A 22279-nucleotide genomic window follows, 5' to 3' on the forward strand; every position below is an offset into this window, starting at 1 on the left:
ATTGAATAAATATAAAAATCCTTTTGGTAGTAACCAAAAGGATTTTCTGGTAATAAAAAGAATGAAAAAAAAGCTATCAATATTACTTATACTGTTTGTCAGTACTTTATACGCTCAACTTACTTTAAATGGTAAAATTGTTGATGAATTCAATAACCCAATGCCTTTCGTTTCTGTTTTTTTAAAAAACACCGTTAACGGAACAACTACTGATGATACGGGTGATTTTTCGTTAAAAACAACTAAAAATAACGGTGTATTAGAAATATCTTTTATCGGTTTTGAAACACAAAACATTACCGTTAATCAGAAAACAAAATTTCTAAATATTATTATTAAAGAAGCGGCAAACGAGTTAGAAGAAGTAATTATTGTTACTAAACCTAAAAAACGCCTAAAGAAAAAAGAGAATCCAGCTTATCGTATTTTAAAAGAAATTTGGAAAAGAAAAAGAAAAAACGGACTTGATTTAGTTGATTATTATCAATACAAAAAACATAATACCATTGAAATAGGACTTAATAATTTAGATTCTACTTTCTTAAAAAAAGCATTTAAAAATGATTATAAAGAAACCATCAAAAAAGTAAAATTTGATAGCGATGGAGTTAATTTTTATGTCCCTATTTATTTAAACGAACAAATTTCGAACGTATACGGAGATAATAAAAACAAAAATATTAGAGAAGATATAGAGGCTGAAAAAACAGAAGGTGTAGGTACTGATGGTTTTGTTTATAATCGTATGTCTAATTCATTTCAAAATATTGATGTTTTTAAAAATAATATTCCTTTATTTCAAAAATCATTTGTAAGTCCCTTATCTACTGATGGTTTTGCTACTTACGACTACGTTCTTTACGATAGTATTGTTAAAAATGATAAAAAATTATACAACATCTATTTCTTTCCTATTAGAGATGGTGATTTAGCTTTTCAAGGAAATTTTTGGGTAACCGATAAAATATTTTCTATTAAAAAAATAAAGATGACAGTACATAAAAGTATTATCATAAACTTTATTAGAGGCTTAACATTTGAAAAAGAATTTGATGTATTAAAAGATAGTATTTATATTACTACTAAAAATACTTATGAAGCCGATTTTACTTTTGTTGATAAAAATGAAAGTCAAAAAGGACTGACAATCAAAAAAAAGACACTCTTTGATAAATACAAACTTGACAAACCTTTAAAGCAAGGTTTTTACAGCCAAAAAATTGTAAAAACAAGACCTAATCAATATAAAAAAGAAGCTAATTATTGGAAATCAAAAGAAAATAATGAAAGTAATTCAACTTATCAATTTATTAAAGAAGTAAAAGAAAAAAAGAGAATTAAAAATGTTACAGGAATAATAAACACCCTTTCTAGTGGATATATAAACACAAAATCCAGTATTCAATTTGGTCATTTATGGTCATTATTTTCAAAAAATCCAGTAGAAGGTTTTAGAACAAGATTAGGTATTAGAACTTTTAAGACAAAAGAAGATCGCTTTCGATTAGGCGCTTATGTAGCCCATGGATTTAAAGATAATAAAACGAAATATGGTGTTGAAGGACGCTATTTATTATCATACCAACCAAGAATAAGTATTGGTGTAACATATCAAAAAGATATAGAACAACTTGGTCGCACTAGGATTAAAACGACACAGCTTCTGTCTCAAAATTTTGGCACAATGTCTTTATTATCAAAAAATAATAACTTTTTTTTATCTAAAATAGAAAGAACAGCTACAAATTTTGATTATCAAATAAAACAGAATTTACATATCGGTATTAATTTTACACATTCAAAAATACAATCTGCTTCTCCTAGTAATTTTTCGATGGATTATCTTGATGAACAAACAAATAAACAATCAAAAGTAACCGATACCGCTTCTGAAGTTTATATTGCTTTTACACCTGGTCGATTTGTATATGGACTTGGTGTTGAAAGACAATTTGGTGAGAACATTTTTCCTACCTTAATACTAAACTATCGCAGAGGTTATAAAGATGTTTTTAACGGATCCAATACCTACGACAAATTACAATTCAAATACAAACAACCTATTCTTTTAAGTAAATTTGGTGTTTTAGAAGCTACTTTTGAAGCTGGAAAAACTTTTGGAACAGTACCTCTTGCTTTATTAAATGTAATCCCTGTAAACAACACGTTATCAATATCTAAAAACACATTTTCGCTATTAAACTCTTATGATTTTGTTACAGATACTTATTTAACTACTTATTTAGAACATCATTTTAATGGTTTTATAATGAATAGAATTCCATTATTAAATAAATTAAAATTACGTAGTTTGGTTACTTTTAGAGCAGCATACGGTACTATTTCTGATAAAAATGTAGCAATAAATAAATCAACCATAAATTACAATGCTCCTGATAAAGTCTACTATGAATACAGTGTTGGACTTGAAAATATTGGCTATCGTAATTTACGTTTTTTACGTGTTGATGCTGTATGGAGAAGCGACTACAAACAGCCAAAAGACGCAATAATTCCACCTACTGCAAAGTTTGCAATTCGTATAGGAATTAATGTTGGTTTATTATAATTTAATAATTTAATATTAAGATAACCTGTTTTTATATTTAAAAACAGCAATAAATTATTACTTTTGCAATCCGATTTTTAGAAACGAAGAAAAGAAATATATATATGACTTCAAAAGAGAAAAAGACAGTAGATGTCTTAATAGAAATACCTAAAGGAAGTAGAAATAAATACGAATACGATTTTGACTTAGGAAAAATCCGTTTTGATAGAATGTTATTCTCATCAATGATGTATCCTGGAGATTATGGTTTCATTCCTGAAACTTTAGCTTTAGATGGTGACCCATTAGATGTATTAATTTTAGGTGCTGAACCAACTTTCCCAATGTGTGTTATGGAGGTTAAACCAATTGGTGTTTTCCACATGGCAGATGAAAAAGGTCCAGATGAAAAAATACTTTGTGTACCTGTTTCTGATCCTATTTGGAATCAGTACAACGATTTATCTGACTTAAATCCACACTTACAAAAAGAAATTACTCATTTCTTTAAAGTTTATAAAGATTTAGAAAAGAAAAAAGTTGATATCGGAGACTGGGGGAACGCAGACGAAGCTTATGAAATTTTAGATAAATGTATCGAACGCTATGAAAATAGTGAACATAAAGCTACTGGAAACTTTAAAATATAATTTAAAGCAACCATTACAAAAAAAGCCATTCAGAATATTCTGAGTGGTTTTTTTTTATCATTTAAATAGTATTTGAAGCTATTTCCCGCTTTCCGCACTCGCTTTTTTTTGATGAAAAATCAAAAAAAGAGCTCAAACAATTGCTTCAATCGGGGCTAAAAATTCTTACTATATTTCGAATATTTTATAAATCAATTTATATTTACTTACAACAAGCTCCGTTTAACAATTTCAATGCTATTTTTAACAAGGCGTTTCTTATTTTTGCTAAATGTTTAAAAGAACCCAACATAATTTTCAAATAGAAGAACCAAAAGTGTTTAAGCAAAAATTATTTGCTTGGGCTAAACAGTTTGAAACTGCTATTTGGTTAGATTCTAATAATTACGAACAAGAATATTCTTCGTTTGATTGTTGTTTGGCTGTTGAAGAATTTACTTCGATAAAAACAGATTATCAGAATGCTTTTGATAAACTTAAAGAGTATCAAAATTACACCAAAGATTATATTTTTGGATATATTTCTTATGATGTAAAAAATGACGTTGAAAAACTAAAATCTACTAATTTTGATGGACTTCATTTTCCTGATTTGTATTTTTTTCAACCTCAAAAATTAATTTTCATCAAAGGAAATACTGTCGAATTTCATTATTTACAAATGATAGATGATGAAATTGAAGAAGATTTTGAAGATATTATCAGCATAAATGCAAATACTACTCCCATTTCTGATTCTTTAAAAGAGACTGTTAAAAAAACATCCGAAGAAAATAATATCAAAATAAAACTTCGAATTCATAAAGAAGAATATCATCAAAAAGTAACAAAGGTTTTAGAACATATTCATAGAGGTGATATTTATGAAGCTAATTTTTGTCAAGAATTTTATGCCGAAAATACAAGCATAAATCCTTATAAAATATATTCACATTTAAACGAAATATCAACACCTCCGTTTGCTACTTTTTTCAGACAGTGAAAACCTGTATGTATTATCGGCAACGCCAGAAAGATATCTAAAAAAAGAAGGACTTAAAATAATTTCGCAACCTATAAAAGGAACTGCAAAACGATTAATTAATCCTATTGAAGATGAAAAAATAGCCTTCGATTTAGCTCGTGACGAAAAAGAACGTGCTGAAAATATTATGATTGTTGATTTAGTACGTAATGATTTATCTAAAACAGCAAAAAAAGGAAGTGTTAAGGTTAAAGAACTTTGCAAAGTTTATTCTTTTAAACAAGTGCATCAAATGATATCGACTGTCGTTTCTGAAATTTCAGAAAACACACATCCTGTTGATTTGATTAAAGATACCTTTCCCATGGGAAGTATGACTGGCGCACCAAAAGTATCAGCAATGAAAATAATGGAAGCCTTAGAAGAAACAAAACGTAGTTTATATTCAGGAACTATCGGTTATTTTACACCTGATGGCGATTTTGATTTTAATGTAATTATCAGAAGTCTTTTATATAATTCTGACCAAAAATATGTTTCTTTTTCTGTTGGTGGCGCAATTACGGCAAAATCAATTCCTGAAAAAGAATACGAAGAATGCTTGTTAAAAGCAAAGGCAATGAAATATGTTTTACTTAATTCAAAGTAATTTAACTAAAAAAGATAAATAATGATTATAGATCAAGAAGAAAAATTTCAAGCAGTACTTCCAAAAATAGAAGGAAATGTAAATGAACAAAGTTTTTTTAACAAGTTTTTAGATATGTATCCTGAAGCTTGGAAACAACATAAAATTACTTTTTCAAAATTTAAAAGAAGTAAACAATTTGGAAGAACAATACCTTTACCAAGACCTGAAGTATCTTTAAGAAAAGATATCAGACAGTGGTTACAAAAACAATAAAAAATGACACATCAAGACTTCCATTTCGAGTATCATAAAACTACTTTTTTCGGGCAATATTGGCAACCTGAAACAGTAAAAGCAGTAGTTATTATTATTCACGGAATGGGAGAACATTCTGGACGCTATCAAAATGTTGCTAAAAAATTAACTGACAATAATTTTGGTGTAATTGCTTTTGATCATTTTGGACATGGTAAAACATCAGGAAAAAGAGGTCATAACCCTAGTTTTGATGTTGTTTTAGAAAGTATTACCATGCTTATTAACAAGACTATTGTTGTTTTTGGAAATACGCCAATGTTTTTATATGGTCATTCTATGGGTGGAAATGCGGTTATCAATTATGCTCTTCGTAAAAAAAATAATTTAGATGGAATTATTGCCACTAGTCCTATGCTAAAATTAGCTTTTAATCCACCAGCATGGAAACTTAAATTAGGCAAGATTATGCAAAAAATTGCGCCGTCATTTACTTTGAGTAATGAATTAGATAGCAATGATCTTTCTCGTGATAAAAATGAAGTTCAAAATTATATTGATGATCCTTTAGTTCATGATAAAATTAGCCCTAATTTTTCTTTATCTTTTATCGATTCAGGTAAATGGGCGATTGAAAATGCTTCTTTATTAAAAAAACCTATGTTATTATTACATGGTACTGCTGATAAAATAATTGATTATAAAGGCTCTGAAGCTTTTGCTAAATCAACAAAAAAAGCAAATTTAAAACTTTATGAAGGCGGTTATCATGAATTACAACATGATTTATGTAAAGAAGAAATGCTACAAGACATCCTAAATTGGTTAAATAAACAACTATAAATATCTTTAAAAAATAAAATGCTACAACAATTAGCAAAACATATAGACACTAATTTTTCGTTTTTAAAAGAGAAAAAACTCCTAATTGCTATTTCTGGAGGGATTGATAGCGTAGTTTTAACACATTTATTAAAGCAATTAAATCATACAATTTCATTAGCACATTGTAATTTTCAATTAAGAAATGACCAAAGTAATTTAGATGAAGAATCAGTTAAAAAATTAGGAAAAACATTAAATATTACGGTTTTTTCAACTCGATTTGAAACAAGTAAATACGCTTCTGAAAATAAATTATCAACCCAATTAGCAGCAAGAAAATTACGCTATGATTGGTTTGATGAATTAATAAAAAAACATGATTTTGATTATGTTTTAACAGGACATCATGCCGATGATAATTTAGAAACCGTTTTAATCAATCTAACAAGAGGTACAGGATTAGATGGTTTAACAGGAATCCCTCCGGTAAACGGAAAAATTGTACGTCCTTTACTAATATTTTCGAGAGAACAAATTGAAGAATTTGCATTAAAGAATGATATTAAATGGCGTGAAGATGCTAGTAATTCAGAAATAAAATATGTCAGAAATAAAATAAGACATCAAGTAATTCCTGTATTAAAAGAATTAAACCCTAGTTTATTAAAAGCCCATCATAAAACAACTGATTTCTTAAAACAATCTCAACAAATTATTGTTGATAAGATGGAAGAAGTATCAGCAAAAATTATTTCTAAAGATAATGATTTATTAAAAATTAATATTTCGGAACTATTAAAGTTATCTACCCCCAAAGCATACTTGTATCAACTTTTAAAAGACTATAAATTTACAGAATGGAATGATGTTTACAAGTTAATTTATGCTCAATCAGGTAAAAAAGTATCAACTAATTATCATACTTTACTAAAAGACAGAGATTTTTTATTACTTTTACATACTAACAAAAAAAAACCCCCTGAAAATGAACAAATTACAATACATAGACAAACTACTAAGATAACAAGCCCTGTAAATTTGTTTTTTGAAAACGATCCTAAGAGTACATTTATTAATATAAATTGTATTTTGGTTGATAAAAATTCATTAAATTACCCCCTCAGTATTAGGAAATGGGAAACTGGCGATTATTTTTACCCAACAGGTATGATTGGAAAGAAAAAAGTTAGTAAATATTTTAAAGATGAAAAATTATCAATTTTTGAAAAAGAAAGCACTTGGTTGCTTTGTACAAATGATAATGAAATTATATGGATTATAGGAAAACGACAAGATAGACGCTTTTTATCATCCAATGAAACAACAGAATTATTAAGAATAACTAATTAAAAACAACCAATTATAAACTAAATCGAATGAAAAAATTATGTACTCTATTTTTATTATTCTTAGGTTTAACGGTCTTCTCTCAATCTGATGATAATCCTATAGTTATAACACCTGTCGTTGAAAAAATTTCGGAGACAAAATATGACTTAATTTTCGATATTGAAATTGCAGAAGATTGGCATTTATACTCTCAATACAATCCAGAAGATGCATCTTTACCAATGACTATTTCTCCTGCAGAAGGACAAACTGGATATGCTCTTAACGGAAAAGCAATAGAAAGTAAAACTGAATCTGAATTTAGTGAAATTTGGGGAAAAGATGAAATTTTCTTTGTAGAAGAAGGTAAATTAGTACAACGAATTACCGTTTCAGATACAAGTTTAACACAAGTTACTTTAAACTTAGATGCTCAAGTTTGTAAAGAATACTGCTTACCATTTGATGAGGATTTTACGTTTTCATTAACAGGTGAAAAAGTTTCACAAACTGTTACTGAGGTTGATGACAAAAGCCAAGCTATGTCACAATCATTAAACTTAAACTTAAAAAATACCGCTGTATTAAAAAGCACAACAAAAGAATCATCTAAAGAAGATGGTGAGGCTAGTTTAATTAATATATTTTTACTTGGATTTGTTGGTGGTTTACTAGCATTTTTAACTCCATGTGTTTTTCCAATGGTTCCTTTAACAGTATCTTTTTTCACAAAACATACTGAGAAAAAAGGAAAAGGAATTGGTAGTGCTGTATTATATGGGGCTTTTATAATGATAATTTATGGACTATTAAGTTTACCTTTCCACTATTTAGATACTTTAGACCCTGAAATTTTAAATAGTATTTCAACCAACATGTGGTTAAACTTATTTTTCTTTACAATATTAGTTTTCTTTGCTGGTTCTTTCTTCGGATTTTATGAATTATCATTACCTAGCTCTTGGAGTAATAAAGCTGATACAGCTTCAAACATTGGAGGTATTATCGGTATTTTCTTTATGGCTTTAACATTAGCTATTGTATCATTTTCATGTACAGGACCAATTTTAGGTTCTTTATTAGCAGGTTCTTTAGGAGCTGATGGTGGTGCAATGCAATTATCTGCAGGTATGATTGGTTTTGGACTTGCTTTAGCATTACCTTTTGCATTATTTGCAATGTTTCCTGGATGGTTAAATTCTTTACCTAAATCAGGAGGATGGTTAAATACTGTTAAAGTTGTTTTAGGATTTTTAGAATTAGCATTTGCTTTTAAATTTTTATCTAATGCTGATTTAGTTGGGCATTGGGATTTATTTAAAAGAGAAATATTTATTGGTATATGGGCAATAACAGCTTTATTAATGTCATTATATTTATTTGGTGTTATGGGTAAAAAATATGGTAAAATATCTTTCTTTAGAGTTTTATTAGGAGGAGCTTGTTTTGCTTTGTTTGTTTATTTAGCACCAGGAGTATTACCAAAACCTCTTTGGAATCAAAATAAATTATTAAGTGGATTTGCTCCACCTCAATTTCATAGTATCTATAAAAAAGATAACAAATGTCCTTTATCATTAAATTGCTTTAAAGATTTTGAAGAAGGTATTGCATATGCAAAATCGGTAAACAAACCTGTTTTATTAGATTTTACAGGTTGGGCGTGTGTAAACTGTCGTAAGATGGAAGAAAATATTTGGGTTAAACCTGAAATATATTCATTAATTAATGATGATTATGTATTAATTTCATTGTACGTAGATGACCATGAAAGACAATTACCTGAAGAAGAACAATTCGATTTTATTAAACCAAACGGTAAAGTAAAAAGAATTAGAACTTATGGTGATAAATGGGCTACTCTACAAGTTGCAAACTTTAAAACAGCATCTCAACCATTTTATGTATTAATGAGTCCTAAATTAGAATTATTAAATTCACCTCAACAATATTCTGACCATACAACTTATTATAACTGGTTAAAAACAGGATTAGATAATTTTAATAAAAACTAATCAATATCATCATATAACATAAAAAAAGGCTCTTTATAAAAGAGGCTTTTTTTATGTTATAATGTTAAATAAATCATCAAAATAGAAATACATAACAAATGTATTTTAGCTATTTCATAAGGTTTTAAATTTCAATATTTTTATCTACCTTTATCATAAAGAGAAAGTTATGTTGATTAAAACTTATGGATCTGCTGTTTTTGGTATTGAAGCAACCACTATAACTGTAGAAGTAAATATTGATAAAGGTATCGGATATCACCTTGTTGGGTTACCAGATAATGCCGTTCGAGAAAGTTCCTATCGGATTTCTGCAGCGCTTAACAACAATGGCTATAAATTACCTGGAAAAAAAATCATTATAAACATGGCTCCTGCTGATATTCGTAAAGAAGGAGCTGCTTATGATTTATCAATTGCAGTTGGTATTCTGGCTGCTTCAAAACAAATTCAAGCAAAAAACATTGATGATTATCTAATTATGGGAGAACTTTCTTTAGATGGAAGTGTACAACCTATAAAAGGAGCTTTGCTTATCGCTATTAAAGCACATGAAGAAGGCTATAAAAATTTTATTCTGCCTAAAGAAAATGCCAAAGAAGCGGCTATTGTTAATGATGTAAATATATTGGGTGTATCTAATATTATGGAAGTTATCAATCATCTAGAAAACAAAAAACTCATTGAACCTACCATAGTTGATACACGAGCCGAGTTTTATAAACATATGGATTTTCCTGAATTTGATTTTTCAGATGTAAAAGGACAAGAAAGTATAAAACGCTGTATGGAAATTGCCGCTTCTGGCGGACACAATATTATTTTAATCGGTCCTCCTGGTGCAGGAAAAACAATGCTAGCCAAACGACTTCCTTCTATATTACCTCCTATGACTTTACAAGAAGCTTTAGAAACTACAAAAATACACTCTGTAGTTGGTAAAGTTAAAAATACAGGACTACAGTATAGCCGTCCTTTTAGAGCTCCACATCATAGTTGTTCAGACATTGCACTTATTGGCGGAGGAAATAGTTTACCACAACCTGGCGAAATTTCATTAGCTCATAATGGCGTTTTGTTTTTAGATGAATTACCCGAGTTTAAACGAGGTGTTTTAGAAGTTATGAGGCAACCTTTAGAAGATAGAGAAGTAACAATATCTAGAGCTAAATTTACCGTAAATTATCCAAGTAGTTTTATGCTTGTTGCTAGTATGAATCCTAGTCCTTCTGGTTTTTTTAACGACCCAGATTCTCCAATGACCTCATCTCCTGCCGAAATGCAACGCTATTTAAGTAAAGTTTCAGGTCCTTTACTTGATCGAATTGATATTCATATCGAAGTCACTCCTGTTCCTTTTGATAAATTATCCGAAGAAAAAAAAGGAGAAGCAAGTGTCGATATTAGAAATAGAGTTACAAAAGCTCGTGAAATTCAAACAACACGTTTTAGTACTTCTGATACTGTTCATTATAATGCACAAATGACTGTGAAACAAATTCGTGAATTTTGTAAACTATCAAATGAAAGTAATACGTTACTAAAAATCGCCATGGAAAAACTAAACCTTTCGGCAAGAGCTTATGATAGAATATTAAAAGTATCTCGTACTATTGCCGATTTAGATAGCTCTGAAAATATAAAATCTAATCATTTAACAGAAGCAATTCAGTACCGAAGTTTAGACCGTGAAGGTTGGTTAGGATAAATTCTAAAAAAAGCATTTTCGTTTTATAAAAAAACATTAAATCAGTACATTAAAAATAATTAAATACGCTAACATATGAAAAAAATACTTTATTTAATAGCTATTGCTATCACGATGATTTCTTGTAAAAAACAACAAAATGATTTTGTTACCTTTTCAGGAAAAATTATTGATAAAAACTCAGATTCTATCGTACTTTCTAACAATCAATTAAAATTTAAGAAAGTAATTAAGGTTAATAAAAATGGTGAATTTAAAGACACTTTAAATATTAAAGATAATTTTTATCGATTATTTGATGGAAAAGAAGTAACAACATTATATTTAAAAAATGGTGCTACTATTAACATGACCCTAGATACTAAACAGTTTGATGAAACTGTTACTTATACAGGTATAGGAGCTAATGAAAGTAATTTTTTAGCTAAATCGGCATTATTGGAAGAAGTACTATTCAAAAATGAAAATTTATTTAAATTATCTAAAGAAGATTTTAACATAAAAATAAGTGATTATATTACTCAATTTAATACAAGAATAAAGGAATCTAAATTAGATTCTACTTTTATTACTATACAACAAGAAGATATTATAGGTTTAGAAAAATACGTAAATAGAACATTTGCTGATAAATTATATTTAGCTACAGAATTAGCTAAAGGTATGGCTTCTCCTAAATTTGTTGATTATGAAAATAATAAAGAAGGAATGACTTCTTTAGATGATTTAAAAGGTAAATATGTGTATTTAGATATATGGGCTACTTGGTGTAATCCTTGTAAAAAAGAAATTCCTTCTTTACAAAAGATAGAAAAACAATATCATAATAAAAATATTAAATTTGTAAGTATTTCTGTTGATAATAAAAAAGATCATGAGGCTTGGAAAAAAATGATAGTAGATAAACAATTAACTGGAATACAACTTTTTGCTGACAATAGCTGGAGATCTAAATTTATTACAGGTTATGTTATTAGTAGTATTCCTCGTTTTATTTTAATCGATCCACAAGGAAACATTATTAGTTCAAATGCTCCTAAACCTTCTAGTCCTAAACTAATTGAATTATTTAAATCTTTAAATCTTTAAATCTTTAAAAATATTTTTTTAAAACCTGCAATAAATTGCAGGTTTTTTTGTTTTAATAATTACTTTATTCAACTATTTTGATGTAAAAAAAATGAGATTTAGGATAAAAAAGAAAAAATTATTTCAGTTATATAAAAAACAGTAATTTAGTACATTCTAAAAAAACAATTAAATGCACCAAAAAATGAAAAAAATAATTTATTTAATGGCTATTGCCATAACGATGATCTCCTGTAAAAAACAACAAAATGATTTTGTTACTTTTTCTGGAAAAATCACTAATAAAAACTCTAAATCTATAACACTTTCTAATCCTCAATTAAACTTTAATAGAGTTATTGAAGTTGATGAAAATGGCGCATTTAATGATACTATAAATCTTAAAGATGGTTTTTATCGTCTTTCTGATGGAAAAGAAGCAACAGCATTATATTTAAAAAATGGTGCTACTATTACAATGACTCTTGATACAAAAGAGTTTAATGAATCTATCACTTTTACAGGTGAAGGATCAAATGAAAGTACCTTTTTAGCAAAAAATGCAGTATTACAAAAAGCAATGTTTAAAGACAAAAACTTGTTTAATTTACCTAAAGATAAGTTTGATGCAAAAGTAAAAAAATTTATTACTGACTTTAACAACAGAATAAACGAAAATAAGTTAGACTCTACTTTTGTTGCTTTTCAAAAACAAAATATTACATCTTTAGAAAACTATTTAAATAAAACACATACTGATAAATTATACGCAAATACTGTATTAGCTAAAGGAGCTGTATCACCTAAATTTATTAATTATGAAAATCATAAAAAAGGAAATACTTCTTTAGATGATTTTAAAGGAAAATATGTTTATATCGATTTATGGGCTACTTGGTGTAATCCTTGTAAACAAGAAATTCCTTCTTTAGAAAAAGTTGAAAAACAATATCATGGTAAAAATATTGCCTTTGTAAGTATTTCTGTTGATAATCCTAAGGATTATGAAAAATGGAAAAAAATGGTTACTGATAAAAACTTAAGCGGAATTCAATTATATGCTAAAAATGATAAGACTTTTTCTAAAGCTTATAAAGTAAATAGTATTCCTCGTTTTATTTTAATTGACCCGAATGGTAATATTGTTGACTCAAATGCTCCTAGACCTTCTAATCCAAAATTAATTACTTTATTAGAGTCTTTAAATATTTAATTAGAAACTAAAAATTTGATATATAAAAATCCTGTAACTAAGTTGCAGGTTTTTTTTGCGTTAAGGATAGCAACGGCATCCTTTTTTGGAGGAACGGAAAAAAAGATATAGTGGATAGCCTGTTAAAACGCCCAAATAAAAAAACCCTCACAAATTAATGTAAGGGTTTTTATAATATTCTAAAAATCTAAATTAAATTTAGATATTCAGTTTATTAGTATCTGTAATGCTCTGGCTTAAATGGACCTTGAACAGTTACACCAATATATGATGCTTGGTCTTCACGTAATTCAGTAAGCTCTACGCCTATTTTAGCTAAGTGTAAGTTTGCTACTTTTTCATCTAAATGCTTTGGTAACATATAAACTTCATTCTCGTAAGCAGCTCTGTTTGTCCAAAGTTCGATTTGTGCTAAAGTTTGGTTTGTAAATGAATTACTCATTACAAAACTTGGGTGACCTGTTGCACATCCTAAGTTTACTAAACGTCCTTCTGCTAATAAAATAATATCGTTTCCTGCAATATTGTATTTATCAACCTGAGGTTTGATAGTATCTTTTGTATTTCCGTGGTTTGCATTTAACCAAGCCATGTCAATTTCGTTATCGAAGTGACCGATGTTACATACAATAACTTTATCTTTCATAGCCTCAAAATGACGACCTTGAATAATATCTTTGTTTCCAGTAGTTGTAATAATGATATCAGAATTACCAACAACAGTTTCTAAACGCTTAACTTCAAAACCGTCCATTGCCGCTTGTAACGCACAAATAGGATCGATTTCAGTAACAGTAACAATAGAACCAGCACCTTTAAAAGAAGCGGCTGTACCTTTACCTACATCACCATAACCACAAACAGTTACACGTTTTCCTGCTAACATAATATCAGTTGCACGACGAATTGCATCAACTGCAGATTCTTTACATCCGTATTTGTTATCAAATTTAGATTTTGTTACAGAATCGTTTACGTTAATTGCTGGCATTGGTAAAGTTCCTGCTTTTACTCTATCGTATAAACGGTGAACTCCTGTAGTAGTTTCTTCAGATAATCCGTTAATTCCAGCAGCTAATTCTGGGTAACGATCTAAAACCATGTTTGTTAAATCTCCACCATCATCTAAAATTAAGTTTAATGGTTTTTTATCTTCTCCAAAAAATAATGTTTGTTCGATACACCAGTCAAATTCTTCTTCTGTCATATCTTTCCAAGCATACACAGGTGTTCCTGCAGCAGCAATTGCAGCAGCAGCTTGGTCTTGTGTAGAAAAAATATTACAAGAACTCCAAGTTACCTCAGCACCTAAAGCTTGTAAAGTTTCAATTAAAACCGCAGTTTGAATTGTCATGTGTAAACACCCTGCAATTCTTGCGCCTTTTAATGGTTGTTCGTTTTTATATTCTTCACGTAAACTCATTAATCCTGGCATTTCAGCTTCTGCCAATCTAATTTCTTTTCTTCCCCAATCAGCTAAAGAAATATCTTTTACTTTAAAAGGAACGTATGCAGCGGTTTTTGTGCTCATATTTATGTATATTTATGTATCTAAATTTTTATATAGCAAAATTACGAAATAACTTTCTAACTTATGCCTGTTCACAAAACAATAACAGTAAACCAAACCACTAAAGTATTGATTTGGAAGATTGAAGAATCTTTTGATGAATTATCTGAAAATATTACACTTAACAAACGAAGTACTGATCGCCTTGGCAGTATGAAATCTGACTTACATCGTAAAGGTTTTTTAAGCGTTCGACAGTTATTAAAAGAAGTTAATTATACTGATGATGACTTAATTTATGATGAATTTGGAAAGCCTCATTTAAAAGATGGAAAATTTATTTCGATAACACATTCCTTTACTTTTTCCGCTATTATTATTTCTGATGATAAACCTGTTGGAATCGATATTGAAAAACAACGTGATAAAATTTTAAAAATCGCCCATAAATTTACGCCTATTGAACAATATAAATCAATAGCAAATCATGATGCTTTAATTAGTAAATTAACCATTGTTTGGGGAGCTAAAGAAAGTTTATATAAAATATATGGTAAGAAAAAACTACTATTTTTAAACAACATTTATATTGATGATTTCTCTTTTGAAACCAATAAAACTTTAGGGAAAATTTTATACGAAGGTGTTACTGATGAATATAAAATCCACTTTTTAGAAACCGAAGGGTTTACGTGTGTCTATGCACAATAAAAAAATACATCCTTAAAAAAATTATCTTCTCAGAAAATGACACCTGCAAACGTTGTAACTTTGCAGTTCATTTTTATTTTTTGAAACTTATTTTATGAAAATATCAGTAGAACTTACTCTAACACCACTTCAAAATGAATTTGAAGCGCCAATTATCGACTTTATAAAAAAATTAAGAGCATCAGGATTAACAATTCTTGAAAATCCATTAAGCACCCAAGTTTATGGAGATTATGATGCTGTAATGAAATTGTTAACATCTGAAATTAAAAATTCTTTCGAATTAATAGACAGTGGAATAATTTTATTGAAAATTGTAAAATCTGACCGTAGTAAGTATGAACCAAGTTTTTAATTATCTTTTTAGCCAATACGCTACCTACGATACTTTAGATATTTGGTTAGAAATTATTGCCGTTATTTTCGGGTTTTTATCTGTTTGGTATTCCAAAAAAAATAAAATTTGGGTGTTTCCTACAGGTATGGTTAGCACCCTTATTTTTGTGTATTTACTTTTAAAATGGCAATTATTAGGTGATATGATGATTAACGCATATTACTTTATAATGAGTGTTTACGGTTGGTATATTTGGACTAGAAATGTTGACGATACAAATGTTACTCCTATTTCGAGAACAACATCAAAAGAAAAGAAAACCAGTGTTTTTATATTTATAGCAACATTGATTTTTGTGTACGCTGTATATTCTTATTTTGATAAATGGAATAGTTGGACTGCTTATGTCGATACCTTTACAACAGCAATTTTCTTTGTCGGAATGTGGCTGATGGCAAAACGAAAAATTGAAAATTGGATTTATTGGATTATTGGCGATATTATTTCTGTACCGCTTTATCTTTATAAAGGATTTACATTTACCTCTTTTCAATATTTAATATTTACCTTTATTGCCGTTAGCGGTTATTTAGCATGGAAAAAAACCTTAAACAACAAAAAAGCAATCTTGTAAAGGTTGTTTTATTTGGTCCTGAATCAACTGGAAAAACAACTCTTTCTGGGCAATTAGCTCGATATTATAATACTGTTTGGGCTCCAGAATTTGCACGTAAATATTTACAAGATAAATGGAATAATGAACGCAAAATTTGCGAACAAAAAGATATTATTCCTATTGCTGAAGGTCAAATTAAGTTAGAAAACGATTTAGCTAAAAAAGCAGATAAAGTATTAATTTGCGATACCGATTTACTAGAAACAAAAGTATATTCAGAAGAATATTACGGTGGTTTTGTTGATAGCAATTTAGACAAAGCTGCTATTGAAAATTCTTACGACATTTATTTTTTAACGTATATTGATACTCCTTGGGAAGCCGATGATTTACGTGATAAACCTGGCGAACGTTTAGAAATGTTTAAAGCTTTTGAAAATACATTGATAAAATACAAGCGTCCGTATGTTTTATTAAAAGGAGATAAAGAAACTCGTCTTAAAAAAGCTGTTGAAATAATTGATATACTACTTTCTAAAAAGGAAAATTTGTATTCTTTTTCTAAAACATTAAGTCAGGATGATATTCAATCAATGCTTAAAAACATTAATGTAAACGACTACACGCTATAAAATGAATATACCAGAACTTATTAAAGAATTAAATTTTAAAGCAACAAGAAGTTCTGGTGCTGGCGGACAACGTGTAAATAAAGTATCTTCTAAAATTGAATTGACTTTTGATGTCTCTAAATCTAATGAATTATCAGAAAATCAAAAAGAAATACTTTTAAAAAAATTAGCTTCTCGATTAACCAAAGAACAAGTTTTAATTCTTTTTTCTGATGAAACTCGGTCGCAACACAGAAATAAAGAATTAGCTATTAAGCGTTTTTTATTTATCATTAAAGAAGGTTTAAAAAGACCAAAAATTAGACGTATAACCAAACCAAGTAGAAATTCTGTACTTAAAAAATCGGTAAACAAAAAGCGTCAAGCTTTAAAAAAATCACTTCGAAAAAAACCTAATTTAGATTAATCTTATCTAGATTAAAAAATCTAGATAAATAGACTACATCTAACTTCTTAATGTTACTAATTTATCAATTAAACGTTGTAAAATTCTTAATTCTTTAATCGGTATTCTAAAAATGTATCATACATTTGCGCCGTTCTCGTAAAGGGGTGCCAAATATCGGCTGAGATCACACCCAATGAACCTAGAACAGGTAATGCTGTTTAGGGAAATACACTGTTATTGCAAAGTAATTTATAAATAGTTAAAACTGTTTATAAATTAATGAAGTTTTTTCTTTATTAAAGCACTTTGTAATTCTAAAAATTTTATTCAAAAAAACAAAGAATAATTACCTCTTTTTATTCGATTTTATTTAAAAAATGAAAACGATTTCTTTTATTAAACAAGTGAAGATAGTAGCTTTTTTAATGGTATTATTTGCAACCTTAAATGCAAATGCACAAAATTTTATTTTATCTGGTAACGTAGTTAATAATAATCAAGAACCTTTAGTAGGTGCTACTATTACGATTAAAGAATTAAAAAAAGGTACTGCTTCTGATTTTGAAGGTAATTTTAAACTTCAATTATCAAAAGGAACTTATACAATTGAAGCTTCTTATGTTGGATTTAATAAAGTAGTTCAAAATATTGAAGTATCAGAAAACAAAACTATTACTTTTCAATTATCTGGTGATAAAAATGTATTAGATGAAGTTTTAGTTGATGCTATTCGTGTAAAATCGGATGCTCCTATTGCGCATTCTAATTTATCAAAAAAACAAATTGAAAAACGTAATTTAGGACAAGATATTCCTGTTTTATTAAATTACGTACCTAACGTTGTTTCATCTTCGGATGCTGGAGCTGGAGTTGGATATACTTACATGAGCGTTCGTGGTTCGGATGCAACAAGAGTTAACGTTACCATAAACGGTATTCCTTATAACGATGCCGAAAGTCAAGGTACATTTTGGGTTAACTTAGGTGATTTTGCTTCATCAACTCAAAGTTTACAATTACAACGTGGTGTTGGAACTTCAACAAACGGTGCTGGTGCATTTGGTGCAAGTTTAAATATTTTAACTGATGCAACTGCTGAAGAAGCTGGTGGAGAAATTTCAAACTCTTTTGGTTCATTCGGAACAAGAAAACATACCGTAAAATTTACTACTGGAAAAGTTAATGAGCATTTTGAATTTGCTGGTCGTTTATCTAATATTTATTCTGATGGATATGTTGATAGAGCTTCTACTGATTTAAAATCGTACTTTTTACAAGGAAGTTATACTGATGAAAATACTTTAATTAAAGCTGTTGCTTTTGGTGGACAAGAAGAAACTTACCAAGCTTGGTACGGTTTATCTGCTGATGAATTAAAAGAAAATCGTCGTCAAAATCCTTATACTTACGATAACGAAGTTGATAACTACAACCAAAATCATTATCAATTACATTGGAACGAAAAATTAAATAAAAACTGGGCAACTAATGTTAGTTTAAACTACACAAAAGGAGAAGGTTATTTTGAACAATTTAAAGGAGAAAGTGATGTTTCTAAATACAATGGAATTGTAAAAGCTACAGCAACAGATTGGTATGGTACTCCTGCAACCGATGTTATTGTTCGTCGTTGGTTAGACAATGATTTTTATGTTGCTAACGTTAATGCTACTTATAAAAATGATGGTTTAGAAATTATTACAGGAGGTTCTTATAGTCATTATGAAAATGATCATTTTGGAGAAGTCATTTGGTCTAAAGAATTTGCCGATGATGCAAATATTAGAGACCGTTATTACGAAGGAAAATCAACTAAAAATGATTTTAATATTTTCTCTAAAACAACTGTTAATATTTCTGATGATTTAAAAGCATTTGTTGATGTACAAGGAAGATTTGTTACTTATAAAACAAACGGTTTAACATCTAAAAGAAAACCTTTAAATGTTGATAAAACTTTTAATTTCTTTAATCCGAAATTAGGTTTAACTTATAAGTTAAATAATGAAAATAGCTTTTACGCTTCATATGCAAGAGCTAATAGAGAGCCAAATAGAGGTGATTTTAAAGGTGGTGTAGATACTCACGAAAGCTTAAATGATTACGAATTAGGATGGCGTTTAAATAACAAAACTGTTAAATTAAACACCAATATTTATTTTATGGATTATAAAAATCAGTTAGTTTTAACTGGTGAAATTGATGATACTGGTGATGCTTTACGTAATGCTAGCGGTAATAGTTATAGATTAGGTTTAGAAATGGATGCTGATATTCGTGTAAATGATAAATTTTCTATTCGTCAAAATGTTTCGGTAAGTCAAAATAAAAATGTAGACTTTTTTATAAATAGAGATGATAACTTACAAGACTTAGGAAATACAACAATTGCAAATTCACCAAATATTGTGGCTGGTAATGCATTTGTATATCAACCATTTGAAAACTTTCAAGTTGCATTTTTATCTAAATTTGTTGGTGAACAGTATTTAAGTAATACAGATACTGAAGCATCTAAATTAGATAGCTACTTTACAAGTGATTTTAATATAATGTATGAATTAAAAACAAATTCAATATTTAAATCTATTGTATTTACAGGTATAGTAAACAATGTTTTTGATAAAGAATATGTAGATAGAGGTTATATTTATTTAGATGATTGGTCTACTCCTGGAACAACAACAGAAGCGCAAGGATATTATCCACAAGCTACTATTAACTTTTTAGCTGGTGTTACTTTTAAATTTTAATAACTAATTTTCTTTTTTAGATAAATAAAAATCCCAAGTTTAAAACTTGGGATTTTTTTATTTATTAATTTTTCCTACAGCACAACTTACAAAGGATTTTGCTTTGTGCAATACTGTATTTTCACTTCCAACTTCTGGATAACCTAGTTTAGCTAATTTTTCTTTTACTAAAGGTAAAATAGCTTCGGTTGTATTTAAAGTAATTAATGATTTTTCTACATCAACCTTTACTTCTTCAACTCCTTTAATAGCTGTTAATCCGTTGATAATTGTGTTTGCACAACCACCACATTTTAAATTTTCTATATATATTTCTTGCATATTCTCGTTAATTTTTTCCGCTCCAAGCCGTATAACCTCCTAAAACATTATAAGGTTGAAAACCTTTTTTTAATAAAATTTCTGAAGCTGTTTTACTTCTACCTCCAGATTTACAATAAACATAAACTGGCTTAGATTTATCTAACTTACTTAAAGCTAAATTTTCAAAATCAGCTGATTTTACATTAATTTCTAAAGCATTTTCAATTGTACCTTTTGAACATTCTCCAGGAGTTCGTACATCTAATAGTTGAATATTTTTATTCTTTTTAAGAATAACCTCTAAATCATTAACAGAAATATTTTGAACTTCTTCAGTTTGTGATTTACATGAAGTAATAAGTGTAAAAATTAATACGATAAATAAAAAGCTCTTTTTCATTATTTAATTATTTTAAAGTTGATGGACAAACTGCTACAGTTTTAGCAATTGTTGTTTTTCTTATTGCTGCAAAACCTCCTGCAACATCTATTACGTTATGATATCCTCTAGCCTTTAATATTGATGAAGCAATTACCGAGCGATATCCTCCTCCACAATACAGATAAAAATCTTCTGTTTTTGGAAATTCATCAATATGATCATTTAAAAAATCTAAAGGTGTACTTGGCACATCAATAACATGTTCTTTGCTATATTCTCCTGGTTTACGTACATCAAAAACTTTTGCTTTCTGTTTTATTACATCTTCTAAATCATCCGCAGTAACAGATTCTAAAGTATCAATTTCTTTACCTGATGTTTTCCAAGTATCAAAACCTCCTTCTAAATACCCTAAAACATTATCAAAACCAACACGAGATAAACGTGTAATAGCAGTTTCTTCTTCGCCAATAGGTGTTATTAATAAAATTGGTTGAGTTACATCTTTAATTAAAGTACCTACCCAAGGAGCAAATGTACCTCCTAAACCAATAAAAATTGATTGTGGTATGAATCCTTTTACAAAGTCTAATTGATGACGGACATCTAAAATTATAGCTCCTGTATCATTTGCTGTTTTTTCAAAATCAGCTATTGATAAACTTATTGCTCCATTTTTGATAACATCATCTATAGATTTATAGCCTTCCTTATTCATTTTTACATTTAAAGGAAAATAAGCTGGCGGAGGCAATAACCCATCAGTTACTTCTTTTATAAATTCTTTTTTTGTCATATCCAAGCGCAATGCATAGTTAGTTTTTTTTTGATCGCCAATAGACCCAATAGTTTCTTTACTTAGATTTTTTCCACAAGCAGATCCTGCTCCATGTGCTGGATAAACTATTACATCATCCTCTAAGGTCATAATTTTAGTACGTAAACTATCGTATAAAAAGCCTGCTAAATCATCTTGAGTAAGATTTCCTTTTTGTGCTAAATCGGGTCTTCCAACATCCCCTAAAAATAAGGTATCTCCACTAAAAATAGCATGATTTTTTCCATTTTTATCTTTTAATAAATAAGAAGTGCTTTCCATAGTATGCCCTGGCGTGTGCAATGCTGTAATAGTAACATTTCCGACTTTAAAAACCTCACCATCTGTAGCTATATGAGATTTATAATTTGTTTGAGCAGTAGGTCCATAGACAATAGTTGCACCTATTTTTTCGGCTAAAGTTACATGTCCGCTTACAAAATCTGCATGAAAATGAGTTTCGAAAATATACTTAATATTTCCGTTATCTTTTTTTGCCTTTTGAATATATGATTCCACTTCACGTAATGGATCAATAATTGCTACTTCTCCTTCACTTTCAATATAATAAGCACCTTGTGCCAAACAACCTGTATAAATTTGTGTTATATTCATAATGTT

The 22279-nt window shown here is 28.6% G+C and carries 19 protein-coding genes and 1 pseudogene; 16 read left to right on the forward strand and 4 right to left on the reverse strand.

The window, feature by feature from the left end:
• Positions 1-61 precede the first annotated feature (61 nt).
• The 10 genes and pseudogenes from PG913_RS11400 (at position 62) to PG913_RS11445 (ending at position 13209) form a co-directional block, all read left to right on the forward strand.
• The gene (locus PG913_RS11400; RefSeq protein WP_271230813.1) at positions 62-2569 is read left to right on the forward strand and encodes a DUF5686 family protein; all 2508 of its coding nucleotides are present in this window, start codon (positions 62-64) and stop codon (positions 2567-2569) included.
• Positions 2570-2673: 104 nt separating this feature from the next.
• Positions 2674-3201, forward strand: coding sequence for an inorganic diphosphatase (locus PG913_RS11405; protein ID WP_271230814.1), 528 nt, complete (start codon positions 2674-2676; stop codon positions 3199-3201).
• Positions 3202-3472: 271 nt separating this feature from the next.
• Positions 3473-4814, forward strand: a pseudogene (locus PG913_RS11410) (anthranilate synthase component I family protein).
• A gap of 21 nt (positions 4815-4835) precedes the next feature.
• Positions 4836-5069: a hypothetical protein gene (locus PG913_RS11415; protein WP_271230815.1), complete on the forward strand. Its 234-nt coding sequence runs from the start codon at positions 4836-4838 to the stop codon at positions 5067-5069.
• Between the two features lie 3 nt (positions 5070-5072).
• Positions 5073-5894, forward strand: a complete 822-nt coding sequence (locus PG913_RS11420; RefSeq protein ID WP_271230816.1) for an alpha/beta hydrolase — start codon at positions 5073-5075, stop codon at positions 5892-5894.
• 18 nt (positions 5895-5912) lie between these two features.
• A complete protein-coding gene (tilS, locus tag PG913_RS11425; protein ID WP_271230817.1) occupies positions 5913-7226 on the forward strand; it encodes a tRNA lysidine(34) synthetase TilS in 1314 nt (437 codons plus the stop codon).
• 26 nt (positions 7227-7252) lie between these two features.
• The gene (locus tag PG913_RS11430) at positions 7253-9220 is read left to right on the forward strand and encodes a protein-disulfide reductase DsbD family protein (RefSeq protein WP_271230818.1); all 1968 of its coding nucleotides are present in this window, start codon (positions 7253-7255) and stop codon (positions 9218-9220) included.
• Positions 9221-9389: 169 nt separating this feature from the next.
• Positions 9390-10928, forward strand: coding sequence for a YifB family Mg chelatase-like AAA ATPase (locus PG913_RS11435; RefSeq protein ID WP_271230819.1), 1539 nt, complete (start codon positions 9390-9392; stop codon positions 10926-10928).
• Between the two features lie 75 nt (positions 10929-11003).
• Complete coding sequence (locus tag PG913_RS11440; RefSeq protein ID WP_271230820.1) at positions 11004-12017, forward strand: TlpA family protein disulfide reductase; 1014 nt, start codon at positions 11004-11006, stop codon at positions 12015-12017.
• Between the two features lie 184 nt (positions 12018-12201).
• Positions 12202-13209: a TlpA family protein disulfide reductase gene (locus PG913_RS11445; protein WP_271230821.1), complete on the forward strand. Its 1008-nt coding sequence runs from the start codon at positions 12202-12204 to the stop codon at positions 13207-13209.
• Between the two features lie 214 nt (positions 13210-13423).
• On the opposite strand, the gene ahcY is transcribed toward PG913_RS11445, so the two are convergent.
• Entirely contained in the window at positions 13424-14740 is a 1317-nt protein-coding gene (ahcY, locus tag PG913_RS11450; RefSeq protein WP_271230822.1) for an adenosylhomocysteinase, read from the reverse strand.
• Between the two features lie 63 nt (positions 14741-14803).
• On the opposite strand from ahcY, the gene PG913_RS11455 reads away from it, so the two are divergent.
• The 6 genes from PG913_RS11455 to PG913_RS11480 all read left to right on the forward strand — a co-directional run bounded on the left by PG913_RS11455 (position 14804) and on the right by PG913_RS11480 (position 20156).
• The gene (locus PG913_RS11455; RefSeq protein ID WP_271230823.1) at positions 14804-15430 is read left to right on the forward strand and encodes a 4'-phosphopantetheinyl transferase family protein; all 627 of its coding nucleotides are present in this window, start codon (positions 14804-14806) and stop codon (positions 15428-15430) included.
• Between the two features lie 94 nt (positions 15431-15524).
• Entirely contained in the window at positions 15525-15785 is a 261-nt protein-coding gene (locus tag PG913_RS11460) for a hypothetical protein (RefSeq protein ID WP_271230824.1), read from the forward strand.
• Entirely contained in the window at positions 15769-16401 is a 633-nt protein-coding gene (pnuC, locus tag PG913_RS11465; RefSeq protein ID WP_271230825.1) for a nicotinamide riboside transporter PnuC, read from the forward strand. Before PG913_RS11460 ends, pnuC begins: the two co-directional genes overlap by 17 nt.
• Positions 16362-17015 (forward strand): ATP-binding protein, encoded by a 654-nt coding sequence (locus PG913_RS11470; RefSeq protein WP_271230826.1) that lies wholly within the window; start codon positions 16362-16364, stop codon positions 17013-17015. The genes pnuC and PG913_RS11470 overlap by 40 nt, the downstream gene beginning before the upstream one ends.
• Before the next feature lies 1 nt (position 17016).
• A complete protein-coding gene (arfB, locus tag PG913_RS11475; RefSeq protein ID WP_271230827.1) occupies positions 17017-17421 on the forward strand; it encodes an alternative ribosome rescue aminoacyl-tRNA hydrolase ArfB in 405 nt (134 codons plus the stop codon).
• A 359-nt stretch (positions 17422-17780) separates the two neighbouring features.
• On the forward strand, positions 17781-20156 hold the full coding sequence (locus PG913_RS11480) for a TonB-dependent receptor (RefSeq protein ID WP_271230828.1): 2376 nt from the start codon (positions 17781-17783) through the stop codon (positions 20154-20156).
• Between the two features lie 57 nt (positions 20157-20213).
• On the opposite strand, the gene PG913_RS11485 is transcribed toward PG913_RS11480, so the two are convergent.
• Genes PG913_RS11485 through PG913_RS11495 form a run of 3 tightly spaced genes read right to left on the reverse strand, consistent with a single transcriptional unit; the run spans position 20214 to position 22273 of the window.
• Entirely contained in the window at positions 20214-20477 is a 264-nt protein-coding gene (locus tag PG913_RS11485) for a heavy-metal-associated domain-containing protein (RefSeq protein ID WP_271230829.1), read from the reverse strand.
• Between the two features lie 7 nt (positions 20478-20484).
• Entirely contained in the window at positions 20485-20859 is a 375-nt protein-coding gene (locus PG913_RS11490) for a rhodanese-like domain-containing protein (RefSeq protein WP_271230830.1), read from the reverse strand.
• Positions 20860-20866: 7 nt separating this feature from the next.
• On the reverse strand, positions 20867-22273 hold the full coding sequence (locus tag PG913_RS11495; protein WP_271230831.1) for an MBL fold metallo-hydrolase: 1407 nt from the start codon (positions 22271-22273) through the stop codon (positions 20867-20869).
• Positions 22274-22279: the final 6 nt, after the last annotated feature.

The organism is Tenacibaculum pacificus (genome assembly GCF_027941775.1).
Classification (GTDB): Bacteria; Bacteroidota; Bacteroidia; order Flavobacteriales; family Flavobacteriaceae; genus Polaribacter; species Polaribacter pacificus_A.

Coding starts and splice junctions, on each gene's coding strand:
- PG913_RS11470 (WP_271230826.1), top strand. CDS start 16,362: ATGGAAAAAAACCTTAAACAACAAAAAAGCAATCTTGTAAAGGTTGTT.
- PG913_RS11435 (WP_271230819.1), top strand. CDS start 9,390: ATGTTGATTAAAACTTATGGATCTGCTGTTTTTGGTATTGAAGCAACC.
- PG913_RS11490 (WP_271230830.1), bottom strand. CDS start 20,859: ATGAAAAAGAGCTTTTTATTTATCGTATTAATTTTTACACTTATTACT.
- PG913_RS11405 (WP_271230814.1), top strand. CDS start 2,674: ATGACTTCAAAAGAGAAAAAGACAGTAGATGTCTTAATAGAAATACCT.
- PG913_RS11415 (WP_271230815.1), top strand. CDS start 4,836: ATGATTATAGATCAAGAAGAAAAATTTCAAGCAGTACTTCCAAAAATA.
- PG913_RS11440 (WP_271230820.1), top strand. CDS start 11,004: ATGAAAAAAATACTTTATTTAATAGCTATTGCTATCACGATGATTTCT.
- PG913_RS11455 (WP_271230823.1), top strand. CDS start 14,804: ATGCCTGTTCACAAAACAATAACAGTAAACCAAACCACTAAAGTATTG.
- PG913_RS11445 (WP_271230821.1), top strand. CDS start 12,202: ATGAAAAAAATAATTTATTTAATGGCTATTGCCATAACGATGATCTCC.
- pnuC (WP_271230825.1), top strand. CDS start 15,769: ATGAACCAAGTTTTTAATTATCTTTTTAGCCAATACGCTACCTACGAT.
- arfB (WP_271230827.1), top strand. CDS start 17,017: ATGAATATACCAGAACTTATTAAAGAATTAAATTTTAAAGCAACAAGA.
- PG913_RS11430 (WP_271230818.1), top strand. CDS start 7,253: ATGAAAAAATTATGTACTCTATTTTTATTATTCTTAGGTTTAACGGTC.
- PG913_RS11485 (WP_271230829.1), bottom strand. CDS start 20,477: ATGCAAGAAATATATATAGAAAATTTAAAATGTGGTGGTTGTGCAAAC.
- PG913_RS11420 (WP_271230816.1), top strand. CDS start 5,073: ATGACACATCAAGACTTCCATTTCGAGTATCATAAAACTACTTTTTTC.
- PG913_RS11400 (WP_271230813.1), top strand. CDS start 62: ATGAAAAAAAAGCTATCAATATTACTTATACTGTTTGTCAGTACTTTA.
- PG913_RS11495 (WP_271230831.1), bottom strand. CDS start 22,273: ATGAATATAACACAAATTTATACAGGTTGTTTGGCACAAGGTGCTTAT.
- ahcY (WP_271230822.1), bottom strand. CDS start 14,740: ATGAGCACAAAAACCGCTGCATACGTTCCTTTTAAAGTAAAAGATATT.
- PG913_RS11460 (WP_271230824.1), top strand. CDS start 15,525: ATGAAAATATCAGTAGAACTTACTCTAACACCACTTCAAAATGAATTT.
- tilS (WP_271230817.1), top strand. CDS start 5,913: ATGCTACAACAATTAGCAAAACATATAGACACTAATTTTTCGTTTTTA.
- PG913_RS11480 (WP_271230828.1), top strand. CDS start 17,781: ATGAAAACGATTTCTTTTATTAAACAAGTGAAGATAGTAGCTTTTTTA.